Source organism: Aeromonas sp. Y293-4 (assembly GCF_027705905.1).
Taxonomy (GTDB): domain Bacteria; phylum Pseudomonadota; class Gammaproteobacteria; order Enterobacterales; family Aeromonadaceae; genus Aeromonas; species Aeromonas veronii.
Map to the genome: position 1 here is coordinate 23,526 of NZ_JAPDCI010000009.1, position 20,664 is coordinate 44,189.

The following is a 20,664-nucleotide window of genomic DNA, read 5'->3' on the forward strand; positions in this document are numbered from 1 at the left end:
CGCCTCTTTCGAAGCGGGCCTGTGTTTTTGGGCGGCTTGATTTCCTTTTTTCAAACAACGGCACGCACCACTCACGGCACCCGAACTATCACCCTTTGCAGCACTTCTTCACCGCCCGTACCACGTTCTGATAACCGGTACAGCGGCAGAGGTTGCCCGACAGCCCGCGGCGGATCTCCGCATCGGTCAGCGGACGACGCTCGGTCTTGTCGAGCAAGGCGGCGCTCGCCATCACGAGGCCCGGGGTACAAAAACCGCACTGCACCGCCCCCTCGTCAATAAAGGCCTGCTGCACGTCGGAGAGCTCATTGCCTTTGCGCTCCCCCTCCACGGTACGAATGGATTTGCCATCGGCCCACACCGCCAGATAGAGGCAGCTGTCGATGGCAGTGCCATTCACCCGCACGGTACAGGCGCCGCACTCACCGACACTGCACCCCTCTTTCACACTGATGAGCCCCTGCCCGCGCAGGAAGTGGAGCAGCGACATGGTGGGCGGCACTGCATAGGAGTAAGGCTTGCCGTTGATCTCGCACTGGATCTCCACGGCGGGACAGCTTTGCGGTTGCATCATAGGATCTTCCCTCCGGCACGTTCGACTGCGCAGGCGACCACCCGCTGCGCCAGGGTTTTGATAAGGTGCAGGCGAAACTCCTTTTCCGCCCGCCAGGAGGATCGTGGCGCCACATCGGCCACCACCGCCTCGGCAATGGCGGCCAGTGTGGCGCGAGTCAGCGGTTGCCCTTCGGCTGCCGCTTCTGCGTGCGGGGTACGCACCGGGGTCGGGGCCGCCACCCCATAGGCCAGCCGCAGACTCTTGAAGTGACCATCCTCAATCTGGCAGTAGGCGGCGCAGCCGATGGTGGCGATATCCATGGCATCGCGCATGGCGTATTTGAAGTAGTGGGAGCCCACATGGGGGTGCGAGTCCGGGGCAAAGTGAAACGCTACCAGAATGTCCGCCGGTTGCAGCGCAACCTTGCCTGGGCCGGTATGAAAACCGGCGATGGGGATGCGGCGTGTGCCGTTAGGACCAGCAATCTCAAGCTCGGCCTCCAGCGCGACGGTAGGCGCCGCCGAGTCGGCACTGGTGGCGCCGTTGCAGATGTTGCCGCCATAGGTGGCGACGTTGCGGATCTGCGGGCCGGCGATAGTAGCGGCCGCCTCGGCCAGCATCGGCAGGCGGCGCTGCACCAGTTCGTTCTCGATGAGCTCGGTAAAGGTGGTGCCGGAGCCGATGCGGATAGAACCGTCAGCCAGCTCGCTCACCCCTTTGAGTTCGGGCAAGTCGTGAATATCGACGATATGACGATAGGCGGCGTTGAGGTGATGCAGCTGGATCATCACATCGGTGCCACCGGCCAAGAGACGCGCCTCAGGGTCTGCCTGACGCAGGGTGACCGCCTCGGCCACACTGCGGGCCTTGTAGTAACGGGCAATATCAAACATGGTGTTGCTCCTCCCCTGCTCCCTCGCCAATTAGACCCGCCGTGACAAACTCCCGAAACAGGGTCTTGGGGGTGATGGGCAGCTCGTTGATGGCCACCCCGGTCGCCATGCGAATGGCGTTACGGATGGCCGGGCCCGGCGAGATGATGGGCGGTTCCCCCAGGGATTTGTGGCCATAGACCGACTGGGGCTCGTAGGTCTGCACGAAGTCGCATTCCAGCTCGGGCAAATCCAGCATGGTGGGGAACTTGTAATCGAGCAGGTTGGGGTTGCGCACCACGCCGGTTTTGGCGTCGATGATCATCTCCTCGAACAGCGACCAGCCGATCCCCATCCCCATGCCGCCATGCACCTGCCCCTCCGCCAGCTGTGGATTGAGGATCTTGCCGGCATCGTGCAGGTTGATGATGCGATTGATGGTCACCTTGCAGAGATCGATATCGACGCTGAGATCGACAAAGGTGCAGCCAAAACTGGGCGGGTTGGTGGTGGTCTTGTGGGAGACTTCCGACGTGATCTGGCCACCGATGGTGAGGTGGTAGTAGGCGTTGACCGACACCTCGGCGACGCTGATCAGCACCTTGTCCGGCGCACCGGCCAGCACCACGTAGCCGTCGATCAGGGTGAGCGATCCCACATCCTGATGGCAGAGCTGGGCTGCCAGCGAGAGGATGCGGGCCCGCAGTTGCAGCGCCGCCTGATGAATGGCGGGGGCCGCCACATAGCTCTGACGCGAGGCGAACGAGCCCGGATCGTAGGCGGTAATGTCGGTATCCTGAGTCGAGATGACCCGGATCTGCTCAAACGGAATGCCCAATGTCTGGGCCGCCATCTGGGCAAAGACGGTATCCGATCCCTGCCCTATCTCGGTAGCACCGATCTGCAAATTGACAGTGCCATCCTGATTGAGCAGCATGCGGGCGCCCGCAATTTCAACCCCCACCGGATAGGTGTTGGAGCCGTAGCTAAAGCATGCAACCCCGATGCCGCGTCGCACCCTAAGGTGAGGATCCTGCCCCAGACACTCGGCCTTTAGCCGATCCCACTCGAACATCTCGCGACCACGCAGCAGGCAGTCCGGCAACCCGGCGCTGTAGATGGTCTTCTGGTTGACCTGATTGACATCCCCCTCGCGCGCCACGTTGGCGATCCGCACATCGAGCGGATCCAGCCCCAGTTCGGCGCAGGCATCATCCAGCATGCATTCGAGGGCAAAAATCACCTGGGGCGCGCCGTAACCACGCATGGCACCGGCGGTGGGCAGGTTGCTGTAGAAGGTTTTGGCGTCATAGCCAAAGGCGCTGCGCGGATAGAGGTAGCTGATCTTGTTGCCACCGGCGCTGGCGATGGAATGGCCGTGAGAGGCATAGCCGCCGGTGTTGGAGAGCACGTCGAGCTGATAGCCCTTGAGGGTGCCGTCGCGATTGAGGCCCATCTTGCCATCGATGGCAAAGCCGTGGCGGGTGCGGGAGGCAAAAAAGCACTCCTCCCGGCTCAAGGTCACCTTGACCGGCACGCCGCCGAGTTTGTAGCTCAAAAACGCCGCCATCGGCTCTTCCAGCACATCCTGCTTGTTGCCAAAGCCGCCGCCCATATAGGGTTTGATCACCCGCACGCTCGACCAGGGCAGGCCGAGGGACTTGGCCACCCGGCTGCGCACTATCTGGGGGATCTGGGTGCTGCTGACCACTATGATGTGGTCCGGTTGATCCATGTAGGCGTAGCAGGTCACCGTTTCCAGATGGCAATGCTGTACCACCGGCGTCTGATAGTGCCCCTTGAACTGCAGATCCGCTGTTGCGATTGCCTGTTCCGGCTCACCCGCCCGGATCTGGCTTTGCCGCAGCAGGTTGCCATTCGGATGGATGGGATAGGCATCGTCGGCCAGCGAGCTTTGGGCATCCGTCATCACCGGCAGCGGCTCGTAGGTGACCTTGACCAGGGCGGCAGCCTTCTCGGCCACCAGCGGATCGCGCGCCACCACGATAGCGACCCCATCGCCGAAGTGGCGTACATGGTCGGTGAGCAGACGGCGGTCTTTCACATCCCGTTTGGCCTCATCGAGGGACCAGGCGTGACCGGCAGTGCGAAAGCAGGTGGTGGGCACATCCTCATGGGTAAACACGGCTTCGACCCCGTGCAGGGCCAGTGCCTCGGTCGCATCGATGGCGAGCACCTTGCCGTGGGCAATATTGCTTCGCACGTACTTGGCGTGGCGCATCCCGAGCATGATGTTGTCATCGGTATAGCGGGCGCTGCCGGTCACCTTGGCCTCGGCATCCACCCGCTTGAGCGGTAATCCTATGGACATATGCAAGTCCTTTTTCGAATGGAAAAATCTGGAACCGGCATAAAAAACAGCAAGATATGCGCCTGTTTCCCGCCATCGTCAGGAGAATGGGGAGAAGTGTGAAGGGGATCCCATCTAGCCCGCTTTTGTTGGCCCGAAGCGACAAGCCAAGCGTGGCCCCTGAACAAACGGGACACATCAGCGGTGAAAAAAGCGGCAGAGCGAGGAGATCAAGGGTGGGAGCCTATCAATCTGGTAGGAGGATTTATCAAAATGGTATCGCGATGCCCCCCAACTGCGGAGACGGCCGAGGCGTGATGCCTGCGTGGGCGGGCTAAAAATAACAGGCATAAAAATGGGGCCGCCAGAGCGACCCCAAACGGGCGGGTTATCCCTAAATAGCCCACCCCCCAGCATAAAAGAGCACCAGTGCCAGGGCGATGACCACGGTGCCGACGTTGAGCTTGTGCCACTCCTTCGAACAGATGCGGCCGATCACCAGCGAGCTGAAGCCAAGCATGATGCCGGTGACAATATTGCAGGTGAGCACGATAAAGACCGCACACACTAGCCCGGACATGGCCCCGACAAAGTCATCGAAATCGAGCTTGGTGACATTGCTCAGCATCAAGAGCCCCACATACATCAGGGCCGGTGCGGTGGCATAGGCCGGCACCAGATAGGAGAGCGGCGAGAGGAACAGCATCAGCAGGAACAGGCCGCCAACCACGGTAGCAGTCAGGCCGGTTTTGCCCCCCGCCGCCGTGCCCGCGGCCGATTCGATATAGACGGCAGCCGGCGCCGCCCCCACCAGACTGGAGAAGATGCTGCTGACCGAGTCGGCACTGAGCGCCTTGCCGCTGTTGATGATGTGACCATCCTTATCGAGCAGGTTGGCCTGCCCCGCTACCGCCCGGATGGTGCCTGTGGCATCGAATACCGCCGTCATCACCAGCGCCAGCACGCTGGGCAACACCAGCGGCGAGAGGGCCCCCATGATATCCAGACTGAAGATGAGGGACTTGCCCTGATCGTCCGAGAGGCTCGGCAGGGCGAACAGTCCCTGATACTTCACCGCCGGATCGAAGATAAGGCCGAAGATAGAGATGGCGATGATCACCAGCAGGATCCCCCCCGGTACTCTCAGCTTCTCCAGCCCGAAGATCACCGCCAGGCCGATCAGGGACATGATGACCGGCATGGAGGTAAAAGCCCCCAGCGCCACCGGCAGTCCCTCAAGCGGGTTCTTGATCACCAGCCCCACCCCGTTGGCGGCAATAAGCAGCAGGAAGAGACCGATCCCGATACCGGTACCGTGGGCAATCCCCATCGGCAGGTTGTCGAGGATCCAGCTACGCACCCCGGTCACCGAGATGGCGGTAAAGAGTACCCCCATCAGAAAGACGGCCCCCAGCGCCACCGGAATGGGGATCTGCTGCCCCAGCACCAGACTGAAGGCGGTAAACGCCGTGAGGGAAATAGCGCAGCCGATGGCCATCGGCAGCTTGGCCCAAAGCCCCATCAAGAGTGAACCGAACCCCGCCACCAGACAGGTGGCGACAAACACGGCGCCGGGAGGAAAGCCCGCCTTGCCGAGCATGCTCGGCACCACGATCACCGAGTAGACCATGGCAAGGAAGGTGGTGAGGCCCGCCAGCACCTCCTGTCTGACGTTGCTGCCCCGCTCGCTGATCATAAAGTAGCGATCAAGAGCCGTGAGCGGCTGTTGCTTTGCTGCGCTCTGGCTGGCGTCATCATTGGCCAGCTGTTCCACGCTGTTTGTCCTGCTGTTTGCTTGGGTCATACCCAACTCCTTCACACGCGCCTGAATGTTCCATGACGAAATGGCGACAGGATCTGCGGGTCTGCCGAGCGCCAGTCTGATGAGAAACAGGCGATGGTGGCAGAGGATGCGACAGACAGACCAGGGCAGGCAGCCTTGACTCAAACGTTTGCCTTGCTGGTCAAAAAAACCGGGCCATTTCACGTTCTATGCGGGGAGATCCCCTGTCGTGCGGCAAGACTGGCGCCCCGTGGGGTACGCCAGCCGCCGTATTCGTTGGGGCTGCGCCGCGGCAGCCCACTCCAGCCTCTACCCCCGTTCATGCACCAGTTGGCCATCCACATAGGTGCGGTAGATGGATCTGTCATCCCCCAGGGTCAACAGCACAAAGAGCTTGTCCCGCAGGGTGGTGGAGTTGTCATAACGCAGCTGCTGCAGCGGGGTAGCGACCGGGTCGAGCACCACGAAGTCCGCCTCCTTGCCCACCGCAAAGCTGCCGATCTTCTCGTCAAGCCCCAGCGAATGGGCGCCGCCCAGGGTGGCCAGATAGAAGGCCTGATAGGCCGATAGCCGCTCGCCCTGCAACTGCATCACCTTGTAGGCCTCGTTGAGGGTCTGCAGCATATTGAAGGTGGTGCCCGCGCCAATGTCGGTGCCCATCCCCACCTTCACCTGCTTGCGCCACGCCTTGTGCAACTTGAAGAGGCCACTGCCAAGATAGAGGTTGGAGGTGGGACAAAACGCGATGGTTGAGCCGGTCTCCTTCAAGCAATCCCACTCCTGCTCTTCCAGATGGACGCAGTGGGCAAAGACGCAGTTGTGGCCGGTCAGCCCATGCTGGTGATAGACATCGAGATAGCCCTTGTGCGCCGGGAAAAGAGATTTGACCCAGGCGATCTCGTCCTTGTTCTCGCACAGATGGGTGTGCAGATAGGTGGTGGGAAACTCTTCGCGCAGTCGCCGCGCCATCGCCAGCTGCTCGGGTGTCGAAGTGGGTGCAAATCGTGGTGTGATGGCATAGAGCAGTCGACCGTTACCATGCCAGCGCTCAATGAGTTGTTTGCTCTGTTCATAGCTGCTCTCGGCGGTATCTAGCAGATAATCGGGCGCATTGCGATCCATCATTACTTTGCCGGCGATCATCCGCATATTGATGCGACTGGCCGCCTCGAACAACGCATCCACCGACTCGGGGTGAACTGTGCCGAACACCAGCGCCGTGGTGGTACCGTTGCGCAGCAGCTGCTTGATAAAGAAGGTGGACATCTCGCGGGCATATTCGAGATCGTTGTAGCGCTGCTCGGCTGGGAAGGTGTGGCGGTTGAGCCACTCCAGCAGCTGCTCGCCATAGGCCCCCACCATCTCGCTCTGGGGGTAGTGAATGTGGGTATCGACAAAGCCAGGCACTATCATCTTGCCGCGATAATCCCGCACCCGCACTTCGGTCGGAATGCGATCCTTCCCCTCCTCCCACTCACCGAACCAATCGATGCAGCCGTTGCGAATGATCAGCAGACCATCCTCGATAAGACGGGCGTTGGACTCAATCTCCTCGGGCTGATCCACCACCCGGGTGATATCGAAGAAGCTGCCGCGTACCGCTTTGACAGAGTTGTCGTTTTTCATAACCGTTTCCCTGTTTTTCTTGTTCTGTTGACGTTTTTTGCCGGTTTAACCGTCAGATCCGTTCCACTTGTGGCGCCACCGCCTGCCCGGGTACTGGCTCTGGTGAACCCTCCCCCCTGCTGGCCGATGGCTGGCCCGCACTGCGGGCGGTAAAGATCACATCCGGCTTGTCGCTCAGCTGGATCACTTCAACCGCCTCGGCATCCCTGACGGCCGCCTTGCGTTTGCGGCTTTGCGGCAACACCAGATTCATGATGATGGCGGTGATACCGCCGGCGCAGATGGGGTTCTCCACCAGCATGTAGATACCCGCCGGCAGCACCTTGAAGACGTTCGGGTCATAGGAAACCCCGAGCCCAAGACCCAGCGAGGTGGCGACGATCAGGGTCTCCCGTCGATCGAAGCCGTGGCTGATGATGATGCGACCACCGGCGATGGCGATCATCGAGAACATGATGACCATGGCGCCCCCCATCACAGGTGACGGTATGGTGGTAAAGAAGCGCCCTACTACGGGGAAAAGCCCCAGCAGCACCAGAATGACGGCAATAAACTTGCCCACATGGCGTGACGCCACCCCGGTCATCTGGATCACCCCGTTGTTCTGGGCAAAGGTGGTGAGCGGCAGGGAACCGAGGGCCGAGGCGATCACCGAGACCAGACCGTCCGCCAGTACGCCGCCGGAGAGCCGTTTTTGAAACTCGGGGCCCTGAATATCCCGGTGGGAGACCATGGCGGTGGCGGTGATGTCCCCCACCGCCTCCAGCACGCTCAACAGATAGATGGTGCCCGCCAGCATAAAGGCGTGAAAATCGAAGGAGAAACCGTACTTGAACGGGATCGGCACCGTAATAAGCGGCAGGTTCTCAAGGGCGGAAAAATCCACCATGCCAAGCATCAGGGCCACCGCATAGCCCACCATCAGACCGATGGCAATCCCGCTCATCCGCAGCAGCGGGCTTCGGCTGCAGTTGAAGGCGACAATAACGCAGAGCACCAAAAGCCCCAGCCCGATGTGCTCGTATTTGCCAAAGGTGCCGCTGCTCATGGCGGAGAAGCCGCCGCCAAAGTCGATGATCCCCACCTTGATAAGGCTCAGGCCAATCATCAGCACCACCACACCGCTCACGGTCGGGGTGATCACCCGCTTGAGATAGGGCAGCACGAAGGAGGAGCCCATCACCAGAAAGGCACCGACAAAGGAGACCCCGAGCAGAGTCGAGACGATCAGCTCCTCGTGGATGCCATCTTTCTTCATGGCGCCGCCGAGCGCGACCATCACGGTCACGAAGGAGAAGTTGACCGACTGGATGGAGAGCAGCCCCGAACCGATGGGACCATAACGGTTCACCTGCAACCAGGTGCCGATACCGGAGGCGATCATCGCCATGGAGACCAGATAGGCGGTGATCTCGGTGGATAGGCCCAGGGCGCCGCCGACGATCAGCGCCGGGGTCACCATGGGAACAAAAATGGCCAGCAGATGGGTCACTGCGCCCATCAGGGTTTGATAAAACGGGGGTTTGTCTTCCAGCTCGTAAATGAGATCCGAGTGCTTGCGTGTTGTTTTAGACATCGTGTTTGTCCCATCACACAGAATGTAGGCGGAGTACTCATTCCGCCGTCAGGCGCTGGGGGCGAGCTGGCGCCCGCCCCTCACCTTTTCTTTTGTTATGCCGACACTTTTTGCTCCAGCTTGCCCAGTTCACGCAGGATCTGCTCCGGCGTGAAGTGCCACTTGCGCAGCCAGACACCGCAGGCATCGTGAATGGCGGTGGCGATGGCCGGCGCCGCGCCATTCACCCCGATCTCCGAGATGGACTTGGCGCCGTAGGGGCCAACCTTGTCGTCACTCGGCACCAGGAAGGCCCGGAAGTCGCGCGGAATGTCGCCAATCTTGGGCGCGCCATAGCTCTTCAGATCCCGGGTGAGCGGGATGCCCTTGCTGTCGTAGCAGATCTCCTCGCTCATGGTGTGGCCGATGGCCCGCATGGTCGCCCCGTAGATCTGGCCGAGGGCCAGTTCCGGGTTGATGGGGGTGCCGCAGTCGAGCAGGGCGTAGAACTTGTCGAGGCGGATCTCGCCGGTTCTGACGTTGACCGCCACCTCGGCGAAGTTGGCCCCATACGGGAAGGCGAGCTCCGAAGTGATGTAGCTGGCGGTGCCCACCAGAATGCCGAAGCCGGTACCTGTCTCCGCCCTGTGGGCCAGCTTGGCGAGGGTCACCTCCCCCTGCTTGCCGCGCACTATACCCGGGTGAACCAGCTCCACATCCTCCACCGGCTCGCCCAGCATGGCGGCGCCGTGGAACAGGATCTTCGCCTTGAGGTTCTCGGCCGCCATCTTGGCCGCATTGCCGGAGAAGCAGGTACCGGACGAGGCGTAGGCCCCCTTGTCGAACAGGGCGTGGTCGGTGTCGCCAGAGATCACATGCACATCGCTGAGCGGGCAACCGAGCACCTCGGCGGTCAGCTTGGCCACCACGGTATCGAGGCCGGTGCCGATATCGGCGCCACCTGAGTGGACGATAAAGGTGCCGTCCGATTCCAGCTTGACCATGCAGTTGGCCTGATCGATATCCGGGATCCCCGATTTTTGCATGATGATGGCGACGCCACGGCCGATGCGCCAATCCCCGTCAGCGGGTTTGGGGCTATCCCAGGCAATCAGTTCGCGACCCTGTTTGAGGATGGGCTCGAGGGCGCAGCTGGCGGCGTGGGGCACAGAGGTAGGCATCTTGCCCTCGCCGATGGCCCCCAGCACCTTGAGGATGTCCCCTTCATGCACCCGGTTGTGCTCCACCATGTCGAGCTGATCGATACCCAGTTTCTCGGCCAGTTCGGCAATGGCCATGGTCAGGGCGAAGTTGCCCTTGGGCGCGCCATAACCCTGATAGGCGCCGGTCGGGCAAATGTTGCTGTAGTAGGTGTTGACCGTAAAGCGCACGTTGTCGCACGGATAGAGCGGCAGGGAGAGCGCCGGGCCGTTGCTTGGCACCGTCAATGAGTGGTTGCCGTAAGGGCCGGTGTTGGCGCGAAAATCCATGTCGATGGCGGTGATGGTGCCATCTTTTTTGGCCCCCACTTTCACCTTCACCTTGGCCACGTGGCGGGAGGTGTTGCTGATGAACTCCTCTTCACGGGTGTAGCGGAAGGTGACGGGACGGCCGGTGACCTTGGTCGCCCAGGCGCACACCTCTTCCAGCAGGATGTCCTGCTTGGAGCCAAAGCCGCCCCCTACCCGCTCCTTGATCACGTGCACCTGATGTTGCTTGAGGCCGACGATACGCGCCACCTGACGGCGCACGTGCCACGGCACCTGGGTGGATGCATGAATGACCAGACGATCCCCATCCATGTAGGTGAAGCAGATATGTGGCTCGGTCGGGCACTGCTGGGCCTGGGTCGATTCGTAGGTGCGCTCGACAATCTCGTCCGCCTCGGCAAAGCCTTTGGCCACATCGCCGATCTGGCCATGGACGCTGGCGGCCAGGTTCTCGTGGGGGCGGGAGCCGATGGGGAAGTTGATGATCATGTGCTCATCGCCGCGGCGCACCGAGCAGGCGTTCTGCTGCTCCAGATCCGCAGGCGCACCAGCCATGTAGACGATGGGCTCGTCGTGCACCAACGGTGCATTGGGAGCCATCGCCTCATCGATGGTCATGACCGCCGGCAGCACTTGATACTCGACCTCGATGAGCTTGAGCGCGGCCAATGCGATGGCTTCGCTCTCGGCCACCACGGCGGCGACCCTGTCACCTACGTGGCGCACCTTGCGGCTGAACATACGGCGATCCAGCGGTGACGGCTCGGGAGCACTCTGACCACCCGGGGTGTAAAACACATCCGGGCAGTTGAGGTGGGTGATGACGTGCACTACCCCCGGCATGGCTTCGGCGCGGCTCACGTCGAGTTTGGTGATCACCGCATGAGGATGGGGACTGCGCAGCATCTTGATGATCAGCGCATCCTCGGTAACCCTGTCCTCCACGTAGCAGGGCTTGGCCTGCACCATCTTGGCTGCGTCCACTTTCGGGCAACTCTTGCCGATATGGCGCAGATCGTCGCGAAATTCCGGGGCGATCTGGCACAGGTAATCGGGATCCTTCATCCGTGAACAGGCAAGCTCGATGGCCTGATAGAACTGCTGGTAGCCGCCATCGCGGTGAAACAGGCCCGAGAGGGCATCGTCGATTTGATCACGGGTAGGCTCGGGGTGGCGATCAAGCAGGTCGGTGACGATGAGCGCGGCGGCCGGATCGTTGTAGCCGGACTGCACCACCCCCACATCCACCATCGCCTGCTGTACCAGACTGAGCTGGTTCCAGCTGCCCAGCGACTCGGCGGTGCGCACCTGCGCCCCCTCCAGCTGGGCGGCGATCAGCAGAGAGGCGTTGATCACCTTGCCGTTGAAGAGAATGGCGTCGGAGCCGGCAAAACCGAAGCCGTCGTCACTGTTGCGCACCGAGTGCATCCGGCACTGATTGAACAGCACCCGCTGGGCATTGTCACCGGCCTTGCAGATGACGGTGCGCAGGGCACCGTTCAGGGTAAAGTTGAGTTCCATCATGCTTGCACCTCCTGCTGCTGGCAATCCACCAGCAGATCCGCCACCACTACACCGGTGATATAACGCTTGTAACTTATGCTGCCCGCCAGATCCTCACGGGGCGCAATCAGCTCGCTCACGGCGGCCTCCAGCGCGGCATCGTGCAGTTCACGGCGCTCCAGATCCCGCAGGCGCATCGGCTGCGGGGTGACGCCAGCGACGGCCACCCGCATCTCGCCAATGCTGTCGTGGGCTACCGCGGCGGTCATCACCGCCAAGCCATCGGCGTTGCGGCTGATGCGGCGAGTGGCGCAGCGCAGTTCAGGCTCCGGCAGCACAATCCCCAGCACCAGGGCATTGCGCTGACCAGCCAGATAGGCGTCGATGGGTTGCAGCAGGTTGTTCTCCAGCACCACCACGGCTTCGAGCACCAGCAGTACCGGCAACAGCGGAGAGTCCTGCTGCTGGCAGGCAAGTTCGCCGCCAATGGTGGCCTGATTGCGCAGATGGCGGGAGTAGACAAACCCCAGCGCCTCGCACAGGGCTGCCGGAGTACGGGGATCATCTTTCAGGGTCTGCAGGGTGACGGTAGCGCCGATATGGAGCTGGCCGTGCTGCTGCTCAATCTGGTTCAGTCCCAGCTTGTCCAGCGAGATAGCGACCTTCTTGTCGGTGCGAGTCGGAGCGGCGTTAAGCTTGCTGCCGCCTCCCATGTAGACGGCGTCGTTGCCGAAACTGGCCTTGAGTTCCAAAGCCTGACCCAGTTGCTCGGGTCGGAAGAATTGCTCAATCATGTGTCGTCCTTACTCTTGCTGCCCGCCGCCGGGGAGATCCACAGGGCGGGCAATCCGGTCCAAAACTGTGGAAGGTGGCCTTAGGCCAGCTGATCCATCCGTTGCCACAGGCGGCTCGCCACCTTGCTGGCCTGCTCATAAATGGGCGCGACATCGAACGGGAACTCGCGGTCCTGATAGACCATGCGCCCCTCCACCATCACGCTGTTGACGCTGTTCGATCCCATACCAAAGGCGAGATGGCCACCGAGGTTGCGCGGCGCCAGCGGGGTCGGCGCGTCGTAGTCGCAGATGGTGAGGTCGGCCTTGTAGCCTGGCTCCAGGCGGCCAAATTTGGCGCCGAAGTTGCGCTCCAGCAGGGTGTTGCCGTTCCAGAGGAACCGGGCAAAGCTGTCGGGCCACAGGGCGCCGCCGGCATCCTTGTGTTTGAAGTAGGCGAACTTGAGCTCTTCGAGCATGTCGGAGCCGATGCCATCGGTACCGAGCGCCAGATTGCGATACTCCGGCAGGTGCCTGTTGTAGCCCACATGGTTGTTCATGTTGGAGCGGGCGTTATGCACCAGGAAGGCATCGCGGCTGTTGAGTAGCTCGATGTCAGCCGGGCTCAGGTAGATGCCGTGGGCGACAAGCGACTTGCTGTCGATAAGACCAAACTCGTCCAGCCGGGCGATGGGTTCCTTGCCATAGTGGTGGTGACCGTGGGCCATGTCGTAGCGGTCTTCCGCCACATGGATATGCAGACCGCGACCGGTGACCTGCACCGCTTCGCGCAACATGGCTAGCCCCTCGTCGGGCACGGTGAAGGGGGCGTGGGCGCCGATATGGGCCTCCACCAGATAGGGTTCGTTCCCCTTGGCCTTGGCCGCATCGATCTGTTGGGCGAACAGGATGTTCTCCTCCACCCCGGCCTGCAGCTCGGCGAGACCGCCGTTGCGATCCGTGGTCTCGAAGCAGGTCATGCCGCGCAGACCCGCCTCCACAAACCCTTTGCGCAATACATTCAACGAGCCCTTGATGAAGTTGGGCGAGGCGTGGTGGTCGATCACCGCGCTGCAGCCGCTCTTGATCGCCTCCAGCGAGCAGATGAGGCCGCTGTAGTAGAGGGACTCCTCATCGAGCGCCCGATCGAGCCGCCACCAGAGGTTTTTCAGGGTGGAGATAAAGTCCGGGCAAGGGGCGATATTGGCCATAATCCCCCGCGACAGGCCGGAGTAGAAGTGGTTGTGGGCACAGACGATGCCCGGCATCACCAGCTTGCCGCCCATCTCCCGATAGTTGGCCTCCGGGTAGAGGGCCCGCAGATTGGGCCCTACCGCTTTGATAAGCGATCCTTCGATGGCGATATCCACCCCTTCCAGCACCCGGGTCGGCTCCAGCTGGACAGCGGTGACGTTCTTCAGAATAAACATGGTTTGCTCCTTCGCTTATTCGTTGTTCGCTCAGGCCTCAACGGCCCCCAGCAGGTAGTGGTGATGAGCGTGGACATGGCTGATGATGCGGCACATATCGCCAAGGGCCGCTGGCGCATCCTTGATCCGGCTCTGGGCGTCTATGGTCAGGCGATAGGTCTCGCCACCCTGACGCACCCGCAGTTCGCCACCGTCAGCCAGATAGAAACCGGGGTTGCGGCTGTTGTCGAAGTCCTCGGGCAGGCTGAAGATGGTGACCTTGTCCTGATAGGGCTTGCCCTGCCACGGGCAGAACTGGGCGCAGTTGCCACATTCGTTGCAGTAGGCATCCAGGTGCAGGGTCTGGAACTGATCCTTGAAGCCCGGCACTGCGATGGCGACGTTGGCCCGGTTGGGGCAGACATCCACGCACTTGCTGCAGAGGTAGTTGCACTCGAGGCAACGGTGAGCCTCTTGCGCCACGAAGGCATCCCGCTCGCTCTTGTCGACCAGGGTGACAGCAATGCTTCCCTTGCGGCGATAGATCTCATCCTTGCCCGACGGCTGGATGGTCACTTCACTCTGCTGGCTGGCGATATGCTCGCGAGAGAGCACCAGATCCGCGGCGCGGCGGGCACCACCGATGGCACCTACGATGGAGGACGGGCCGCTCTGCACGTCACCGATGAGGAAGACGTTGCGACGGCTGGTTTCGCCGGTCTGGCCATCCACCTCGGGCCAGCCATCGCTGCCAAGAGGAATGCCCATCGCTTTCAATACTTCGCAGTCAGGCTGCTCACCGATGGCGGTGATCAGCGCATCCATCTGCATCACTTCGGTCTGCTCGGTGGGCACCGGACGGCGGCGACCCTGCTCGTCAGGTTCCCCCAGCGCCATCATCCGCACGGTGAGCTTGCCATCTTTCTCAAAGCGCTCCGGATTGGTGAGGAAGCAGAAACGCACCCCATCCTCCACCGCTTCCAGATACTCCTCGCGATAGGCGGGCATCTCTTTTTCGCTGCGACGGTAGATCACGGTGACATCGCTGACACCCGGCACTTTAAGAGCCGCGCGGGCGCAGTCCATGGCGGTGTTGCCGGCACCGATCACCGCCACATGACGGCCCAGCGGCAGCGGTTTGCCCTGATTGAAGCTGCGCAGGAAGTGGAAGGATTTGTAAATCCGCTCGTGCCCCCCCTCAAGGCGCATGCCACCGTTCTTGTCGGCACCGATGCCGACGAAGACATAGCTAAAGCCCTGGGCGTGCAGCTTGTCGACGGTGAGCGCCGGATCGCAGCCAAACTCGAACTTGACCCCGTGGGCGGCGACAAAGTCGATGTCATGCTGGATAAGCTCAGCCGGAATGCGGAACTCGGGGATGATGTGCCTGACCACGCCACCGGCATCCGCTTCGCGCTCGAACACGGTGACCGGGTGACCGGCACGGGCCAGGAAGTAACCGGCGGAGAGACCGGCCGGGCCGGCGCCAATGACTGCAACCGGGTGCTTGTCACCACTGCCTGCCGGCTTGTGCCAGCGCGCCTTGTACCCTTCCCAGCCGCGCTCCAGCGCCACTTTTTTCAGCTCGCGGATATTGAGCGCGCTGTCGTAATCGAGACGGGTGCAGTTGTACTGGCACTGGTGATCGCAGATATGGCCGGTGATGGCGGGCAAGGCGTTGCGCTGATAAATCAGCTCAAGGGCAGCGACATACTCTCCCTCGCCCATCAGACGAATGTACTCGGGGATATCCTGATGCACGGCGCAGGCAGTGACGCACGGCGCCACGTAGCAGTCAGTCAGCGGCAGACCGCCCCCCACTTCGATCCGATCATCGGACTTCCACTCCTTCTGGGTGTAATCCATGGTGAGCGCCTTGGCGGCCAGCGCTTCCAGCTTGGCCACATCCACCTGACTCATGCCCCAGCTGCCCGACGCATCTATCTCTTTGAGGCACTCGATCTGGCGCAGGTAGCCACCCGGTTTGAGCAGGTCGGTGGCCATGGTGATGGGGCGGATACCGGTCTCGAAGATCTCGGCGATGTTGAACTTGCTGGCGCCGCCGGAGTAGGAGATGGGCAGCTTGCCATCGAAGGCGCGAGACAACACGGCCGCCACGTTGATGGAGAGCGGGAACAGCGCACGGCCGGACATATACATCTCATCACCCGGCAGCGCCCCTTTGCGGTTGATGGTGCCGAGAGTGTTGGTGAGCTTGACCCCGAAGGTGAGCCCCTTCTCGGCCCCCAGCGCCATCAAGCGGGTCAGCATCGCCTTGGCCTGATCCAGCTTGAGGTCGTGATCGAACGACTCTTCGCTCAGACCAATGTAATCAAAGCCGCAGGTATCGAGGATCTCGCGCACCCGCGGGTAGCCCAGCAGGGTCGGGTTCAGTTTGACGAAGGTGTTGAGCCCCTTCTCTTCCAGCATGTAGCGGCAGATGGCCTCAATCTCGTTCGGCGGGCAGCCGTGCATGGTGGAGAGGGTGACACCGTGCACCAGCTCGGCCGGGATGCGATCCACCAGCTGTTGCAGACGATCGCGGCGCGCCCCCAGCCCCAGCTCGGCGATAAACTGCTCGTCGGCCACCAGCTCGCGCAGCACCTGCTGGTACTCGGCAAACTTCGGACTTTGGCTTGCATCCATCAGGCTGTGGATAAACTGCTGCATCGGTGGCTGTTTGATGCCATCGAGGTTGTACCCCACGCTCATGTTGAAGATGAAGGACTTGGCCTCTCCGTCGAGCCGCGGATCGAACACCTCTTCCAGCAGGTAGAGGGCAAACCAGGCTTTCAGATACTCGTCAAATGCCTTGGGCAGGGTGAACTCGGTAGACCACTCGGTGTTGAAGCACTCGTCTTCGGCATCGATGCAGGGCTTTTCCAGTTCGAGACGGTCCAGGATCTGCACCGTCTTGAGCTCGATAAAGCGCCCGCCGGTCAGCCAGGAGGTAACGATGTTCTGGGCCAACTGGGTATGGGGGCCGGCTGCCGGGCCAATGGGGGTCTCGCAGGTTTCACCGAACACCTTGATCTTGCGCTCGTCCTGTTTGCGATAGAATTGCGCGGCGGGAATACCGAAAATAGTCTGACTCTCTTTATATTCCGCAAAAATACGGGTCAGCAGGTTCTTGAAGGGAACGGGTCGCATAATATCGCCCATGGCTATCTCCTTGCAGCTGTTCTGCGCATTGGCAGCATGAATAAATGGGGTATCCCGCACGGGCATTACCCCTTGGCAAGGAGATGAGCAACTATCAGGCCACTCCATCGGCAAAACTATTTTTTAGGGTAAAAGCGTGAGATGGCTCGAATTAATGAAGGCGGTTTGACATGCCGCCATTATGATTGATGAGAGTGGTTCTCACTCACTTGAAATTTTATTCAAGGCAATGCCAGAGAAAAAAGAGAAGTATCAAATCGGCAGCGATAAATATCACTTTGATAGGGTGAAAATCATCCAGCATTATCGCAAGCCAGCCCCAGCCAATATGGCCGGGGCTGGCTTAAAAGTCACTGCTATATAAAAGGCGGTCGTCGCTATTTCGGTTTATCCAAAGGCTGCGAGATGACTCGGCGTTACCGCCCCGCTGGCTGCCATTGCACGCAAAGGGAGGTGGGTCCCAACGATACGACTCAGCCCTGTGCAGATGTCAGCTCGTCGGCAGAACGCAGCTCCAGTTCGCCGCGGATCAGCGCCTGATATCGCTCGGGGGTATCGATATCAAAGAGGATGGCAGGACTCTCGACCGGTATGCTTCGGTGTGGGCGTTGCAGCAACCAGCGGCGCACCGAACCCTGTGCCGGCGCGGCAGCCAGCGCCCTTGCGAGGGACTTTGGCAGCAAGACCGGATGACCCGCCTCCCCCTCAAAGCTCGGGAACAGGGCGAGCTCTCCGCGCGCCTGCCACAACTGCTGATAGACCTCGCACGGGATACAGGGCAGATCCCCGTGGCTGATAAAGAGGTAGTCAGCATCGCTGGCCGCCAGAGCGCAGCGGATGGAACTGCCCAGCCCCAACTCATAGTCAGGGTTATGGACGATGAGAATGTCGGGGCGATTTCCATAACAGGCTGCGAGTTCGGCCCCGCGATGGCCCACGACCAAAATAATCCGGGAGCAGAAGGCCAGGGCATTTTTGAGACTTGCATCAAGAATTGTCCCCGAGCCATAAGGTAGCATCATTTTCCATGCCCCCATGCGGGATGACAAACCTGCTGCGGTAATTATACAGTCACACTGTTCATGCCCCCGAGCCTGCACCTTTTCATTCACCTCGCTATTTATTTCGGTCATTGCCATGTCCTTGCCACACTCTGTTATTCACGCGTTTCCGGATATTGGTTCGCTTTTAAATCCACTGCTTGAAAATAGTGACAACCATACCACGCTAATTAGCCTTTGTGGTGCCGGCGGAAAAACCAGCACCCTGTTCTGGCTGGCGGAATATTTTTATAAGCAGGGTAAAAGGGTGCTAATTACCACCACCACCCGAATGTTTCTGCCAGCCCCATCACACTATCGGGAATTGATTATCGAGACGGATCCCGTTCGTCAACTTACCCGCTGTCAGGCGCTGCCGGATGGCCCGACCCTGGTTGCCCTGTTCAGCCATCTTGACGAGCGCACCGGCAAGGTTGCAGGGCCGGATCTGCGCCAAATCGACCTGCTCAAAGGACAGCAGCGCTTCGATCTCATCCTGGTCGAAGCGGATGGCGCCCATCACAAGTTATTGAAAGTGCCCGCTTTGCATGAACCTTGCATTCCACACCAAAGTGACTGGGTGATCGCCCTGCTGGGCGGCGCCATGGTGGGAGCCAATGCCGAGCCATCGCAGATCCACCGCTGGGCTGAATTGCAGGCCCTGTGCGGGATTGCGGCGGGTGAGCCACTGGATTGGGCACTGTTTGACAGACTGCTCTCCCACCCCGAGGGGGTGTTCAAGGGCACCCCGCCCGGGGCGCGCCGGATCTGGTTTATCAATGGCGATTATCAAAATGAGGCGTCGTGGCTGGCGGAATTGATAAAGCTGCAGAGCCGCCACCCCGAGATCCACGCCATCTGGCAGGGGGCCGTGCGCGAATCCCCCCCCATCCGTCACCTGATCTGCACAGCTCCGCACGGGGAGGCGCTTTAGCCTCACCCCTGACGTTTTAAGGATGAAAAGAGGTACCTTATGAATCTGTTTGCACACGCAGCCCGACTGGAACAGGAGAACACGCCGTTTGCCATGGCCCAGATCATCGAGAGCCGGGGCTCCACCCCGCGCCATCAGGCCCAGATGCTGGTGATGGCCGATGGCCAGATCCTCGGTACCATCGGCGGCGGCATGATCGAGCGGCTGGTGATCGAGGAAGCGATGGCCGCCATTGCCGAACGCAAGCCGCGCATCTTCCATGGCCGGATGGCCCGCAACGGTGAACATGCGGTAGGGTCGGATTGTGGCGGTGCCATGTCAGTCTATATCGATGTATATGGTCTGCGACCACGGCTGGTGCTCATTGGTGCCGGCCACGTCAACCGGGCGCTGGCCCATGCCGCCGCGCCGCTGGGTTTTGATATCCATGTCGGCGACTGCTTTGAAGGGAGCCTCAACCCCGATCACTTCCCCGCCGGTACCCATCTCAAACAGGCCGATACCATCAGCGCGGTGATTGAGGCACTGGCTATCGAACCTGCCAACTTCGTCATCATCGCCACCAACCATCAGGACAAGGAGGCGCTGGAGCGGCTGATAAGCCGTCCCCTCGCCTATCTGGGACTGCTCGCCAGCAAGCGTAAGGTGCAGACCTTCACCCAGGCGCTGCGCCAGCAAGGGATAAGCCAGACCCAACTGCAGCGGCTGCACGCCCCCATCGGCTACAACATAGGTGCCGAAACCCCCGAGGAGATCGCCATCAGCATCCTCGCTGAGCTGCTGCAGGTGAAAAACGGCAAATCGGGTGGCCTGATGCAGGATGATGTGCGCCTCAAGCGGGATCAGCTGGTGGTGATGCGTGGCTCCGGCGATATCGCCACCGGGGTGGCGCTGCGCCTGCACAATGCAGGCTTCAAGGTGGTGATGCTGGATCTCGACAAGCCCACGGTGATCCGCCGCACTGTCGCCTTCGCGCAAGGGATGTTTGACGGCGAAACCAGCGTCGAAGGGGTACGAGCCAAGCGGGTCGAGAGCGTCGAACAGGCGTTCGAGCAGCTGGATCGGGGCATCATTCCGCTGCTGGTTGACCCCGACTGCACCACCCTCGCCGAGCTCAAGCCCCGCTATCTGGTGGATGCCATCCTCGCCAAGCAGAATCTCGGCACCCACAAGGAGATGGCCCCCATTACGGTGGCCCTTGGCCCGGGTTTTGAGGCGGGGCGCGACTGCGATGCGGTGATCGAGACCAACCGCGGCCATCATCTGGGCCGGGTCATCTATCAGGGCCCCGCCCAGCCCAATACCGGCATTCCCGGGGTGATCGAGGGGCACTCCGCCCGCCGAGTGGTACGCGCCCCTGTCGCCGGTGTGATGAAGAGCATTATCAAGCTCGGCGATCTGGTGCAGGAGGGAGATGTGATTGCCCATGTGGGGGACGCCCCCATTATCGCGCCGCTCTCGGGTATGGTGCGGGGGTTGCTCAGCGATGGCATAGAGGTCACCATCGGTTTCAAGATCGGTGATATCGACCCCAGAGGCGAGCGAGCCGACGCCACTACGGTATCGGACAAGGCACGCGCCATCGGCGGCGCCGTATTGGAAGCCATGATGCATCTGGCCCAGCGCAGATGAAGGCCGACTCACAACCTG

General features: G+C 61.1%; 14 protein-coding genes. 3 read left to right on the plus strand and 11 right to left on the minus strand.

Annotated elements, in window-relative coordinates:
- Positions 1-88: 88 nt before the first annotated feature.
- From xdhC to ygfK, 10 genes are all read right to left on the minus strand, one after another.
- Complete coding sequence (gene xdhC, locus OKC31_RS11690) at positions 89-574, minus strand: xanthine dehydrogenase iron sulfur-binding subunit XdhC (RefSeq protein ID WP_021230037.1); 486 nt, start codon at positions 572-574, stop codon at positions 89-91.
- The gene (gene xdhB / locus OKC31_RS11695) at positions 571-1,449 is read right to left on the minus strand and encodes a xanthine dehydrogenase FAD-binding subunit XdhB (protein WP_247822747.1); all 879 of its coding nucleotides are present in this window, start codon (positions 1,447-1,449) and stop codon (positions 571-573) included. Before xdhB ends, xdhC begins: the two co-directional genes overlap by 4 nt.
- Positions 1,442-3,760, minus strand: a complete 2,319-nt coding sequence (xdhA, locus tag OKC31_RS11700) for a xanthine dehydrogenase molybdenum-binding subunit XdhA (protein ID WP_270656998.1) — start codon at positions 3,758-3,760, stop codon at positions 1,442-1,444. Before xdhA ends, xdhB begins: the two co-directional genes overlap by 8 nt.
- A gap of 373 nt (positions 3,761-4,133) precedes the next feature.
- Positions 4,134-5,435 (minus strand): NCS2 family permease, encoded by a 1,302-nt coding sequence (locus OKC31_RS11705; protein WP_180343373.1) that lies wholly within the window; start codon positions 5,433-5,435, stop codon positions 4,134-4,136.
- A 396-nt stretch (positions 5,436-5,831) separates the two neighbouring features.
- Entirely contained in the window at positions 5,832-7,148 is a 1,317-nt protein-coding gene (gene guaD / locus OKC31_RS11710; protein ID WP_247822745.1) for a guanine deaminase, read from the minus strand.
- Positions 7,149-7,200: 52 nt separating this feature from the next.
- On the minus strand, positions 7,201-8,724 hold the full coding sequence (locus tag OKC31_RS11715; protein WP_247822744.1) for a nucleobase:cation symporter-2 family protein: 1,524 nt from the start codon (positions 8,722-8,724) through the stop codon (positions 7,201-7,203).
- A 95-nt stretch (positions 8,725-8,819) separates the two neighbouring features.
- Positions 8,820-11,717 (minus strand): molybdopterin-dependent oxidoreductase Mo/Fe-S-binding subunit, encoded by a 2,898-nt coding sequence (locus OKC31_RS11720; RefSeq protein ID WP_247822743.1) that lies wholly within the window; start codon positions 11,715-11,717, stop codon positions 8,820-8,822.
- Positions 11,714-12,490 (minus strand): molybdopterin-dependent oxidoreductase FAD-binding subunit, encoded by a 777-nt coding sequence (gene ygfM, locus OKC31_RS11725; protein ID WP_247822742.1) that lies wholly within the window; start codon positions 12,488-12,490, stop codon positions 11,714-11,716. The genes OKC31_RS11720 and ygfM overlap by 4 nt, the downstream gene beginning before the upstream one ends.
- Before the next feature lie 80 nt (positions 12,491-12,570).
- On the minus strand, positions 12,571-13,899 hold the full coding sequence (gene ssnA / locus OKC31_RS11730; protein ID WP_247822741.1) for a putative aminohydrolase SsnA: 1,329 nt from the start codon (positions 13,897-13,899) through the stop codon (positions 12,571-12,573).
- A gap of 30 nt (positions 13,900-13,929) precedes the next feature.
- Positions 13,930-17,040: a putative selenate reductase subunit YgfK gene (gene ygfK / locus OKC31_RS11735; RefSeq protein ID WP_247822740.1), complete on the minus strand. Its 3,111-nt coding sequence runs from the start codon at positions 17,038-17,040 to the stop codon at positions 13,930-13,932.
- A gap of 181 nt (positions 17,041-17,221) precedes the next feature.
- Between ygfK and OKC31_RS11740 the strand changes: the two genes are divergently transcribed.
- Positions 17,222-17,404 (plus strand): hypothetical protein, encoded by a 183-nt coding sequence (locus OKC31_RS11740; RefSeq protein ID WP_181222331.1) that lies wholly within the window; start codon positions 17,222-17,224, stop codon positions 17,402-17,404.
- Positions 17,405-17,513: 109 nt separating this feature from the next.
- On the opposite strand, the gene mocA is transcribed toward OKC31_RS11740, so the two are convergent.
- Entirely contained in the window at positions 17,514-18,179 is a 666-nt protein-coding gene (mocA, locus tag OKC31_RS11745; RefSeq protein ID WP_333563520.1) for a molybdenum cofactor cytidylyltransferase, read from the minus strand.
- Between mocA and yqeC the strand changes: the two genes are divergently transcribed.
- Both yqeC and yqeB read left to right on the plus strand, forming a co-directional pair.
- Complete coding sequence (gene yqeC, locus OKC31_RS11750) at positions 18,178-19,014, plus strand: selenium cofactor biosynthesis protein YqeC (RefSeq protein WP_104014758.1); 837 nt, start codon at positions 18,178-18,180, stop codon at positions 19,012-19,014. The genes mocA and yqeC overlap by 2 nt on opposite strands.
- A gap of 39 nt (positions 19,015-19,053) precedes the next feature.
- The gene (gene yqeB, locus OKC31_RS11755; protein WP_247822739.1) at positions 19,054-20,646 is read left to right on the plus strand and encodes a selenium-dependent molybdenum cofactor biosynthesis protein YqeB; all 1,593 of its coding nucleotides are present in this window, start codon (positions 19,054-19,056) and stop codon (positions 20,644-20,646) included.
- Positions 20,647-20,664 lie beyond the last annotated feature (18 nt).

Excerpts from the sequence above, each read along its gene's own strand:
- OKC31_RS11740 (WP_181222331.1), top strand. The coding sequence starts at position 17,222 with ATGATTGATGAGAGTGGTTCTCACTCACTTGAAATTTTATTCAAGGCA.
- xdhB (WP_247822747.1), bottom strand. The coding sequence starts at position 1,449 with ATGTTTGATATTGCCCGTTACTACAAGGCCCGCAGTGTGGCCGAGGCG.
- guaD (WP_247822745.1), bottom strand. The coding sequence starts at position 7,148 with ATGAAAAACGACAACTCTGTCAAAGCGGTACGCGGCAGCTTCTTCGAT.
- yqeB (WP_247822739.1), top strand. The coding sequence starts at position 19,054 with ATGAATCTGTTTGCACACGCAGCCCGACTGGAACAGGAGAACACGCCG.
- OKC31_RS11715 (WP_247822744.1), bottom strand. The coding sequence starts at position 8,724 with ATGTCTAAAACAACACGCAAGCACTCGGATCTCATTTACGAGCTGGAA.
- ygfM (WP_247822742.1), bottom strand. The coding sequence starts at position 12,490 with ATGATTGAGCAATTCTTCCGACCCGAGCAACTGGGTCAGGCTTTGGAA.
- ygfK (WP_247822740.1), bottom strand. The coding sequence starts at position 17,040 with ATGGGCGATATTATGCGACCCGTTCCCTTCAAGAACCTGCTGACCCGT.
- OKC31_RS11705 (WP_180343373.1), bottom strand. The coding sequence starts at position 5,435 with ATGATCAGCGAGCGGGGCAGCAACGTCAGACAGGAGGTGCTGGCGGGC.
- ssnA (WP_247822741.1), bottom strand. The coding sequence starts at position 13,899 with ATGTTTATTCTGAAGAACGTCACCGCTGTCCAGCTGGAGCCGACCCGG.
- mocA (WP_333563520.1), bottom strand. The coding sequence starts at position 18,179 with ATGGCAATGACCGAAATAAATAGCGAGGTGAATGAAAAGGTGCAGGCT.
- xdhA (WP_270656998.1), bottom strand. The coding sequence starts at position 3,760 with ATGTCCATAGGATTACCGCTCAAGCGGGTGGATGCCGAGGCCAAGGTG.
- OKC31_RS11720 (WP_247822743.1), bottom strand. The coding sequence starts at position 11,717 with ATGATGGAACTCAACTTTACCCTGAACGGTGCCCTGCGCACCGTCATC.
- xdhC (WP_021230037.1), bottom strand. The coding sequence starts at position 574 with ATGATGCAACCGCAAAGCTGTCCCGCCGTGGAGATCCAGTGCGAGATC.
- yqeC (WP_104014758.1), top strand. The coding sequence starts at position 18,178 with ATGTCCTTGCCACACTCTGTTATTCACGCGTTTCCGGATATTGGTTCG.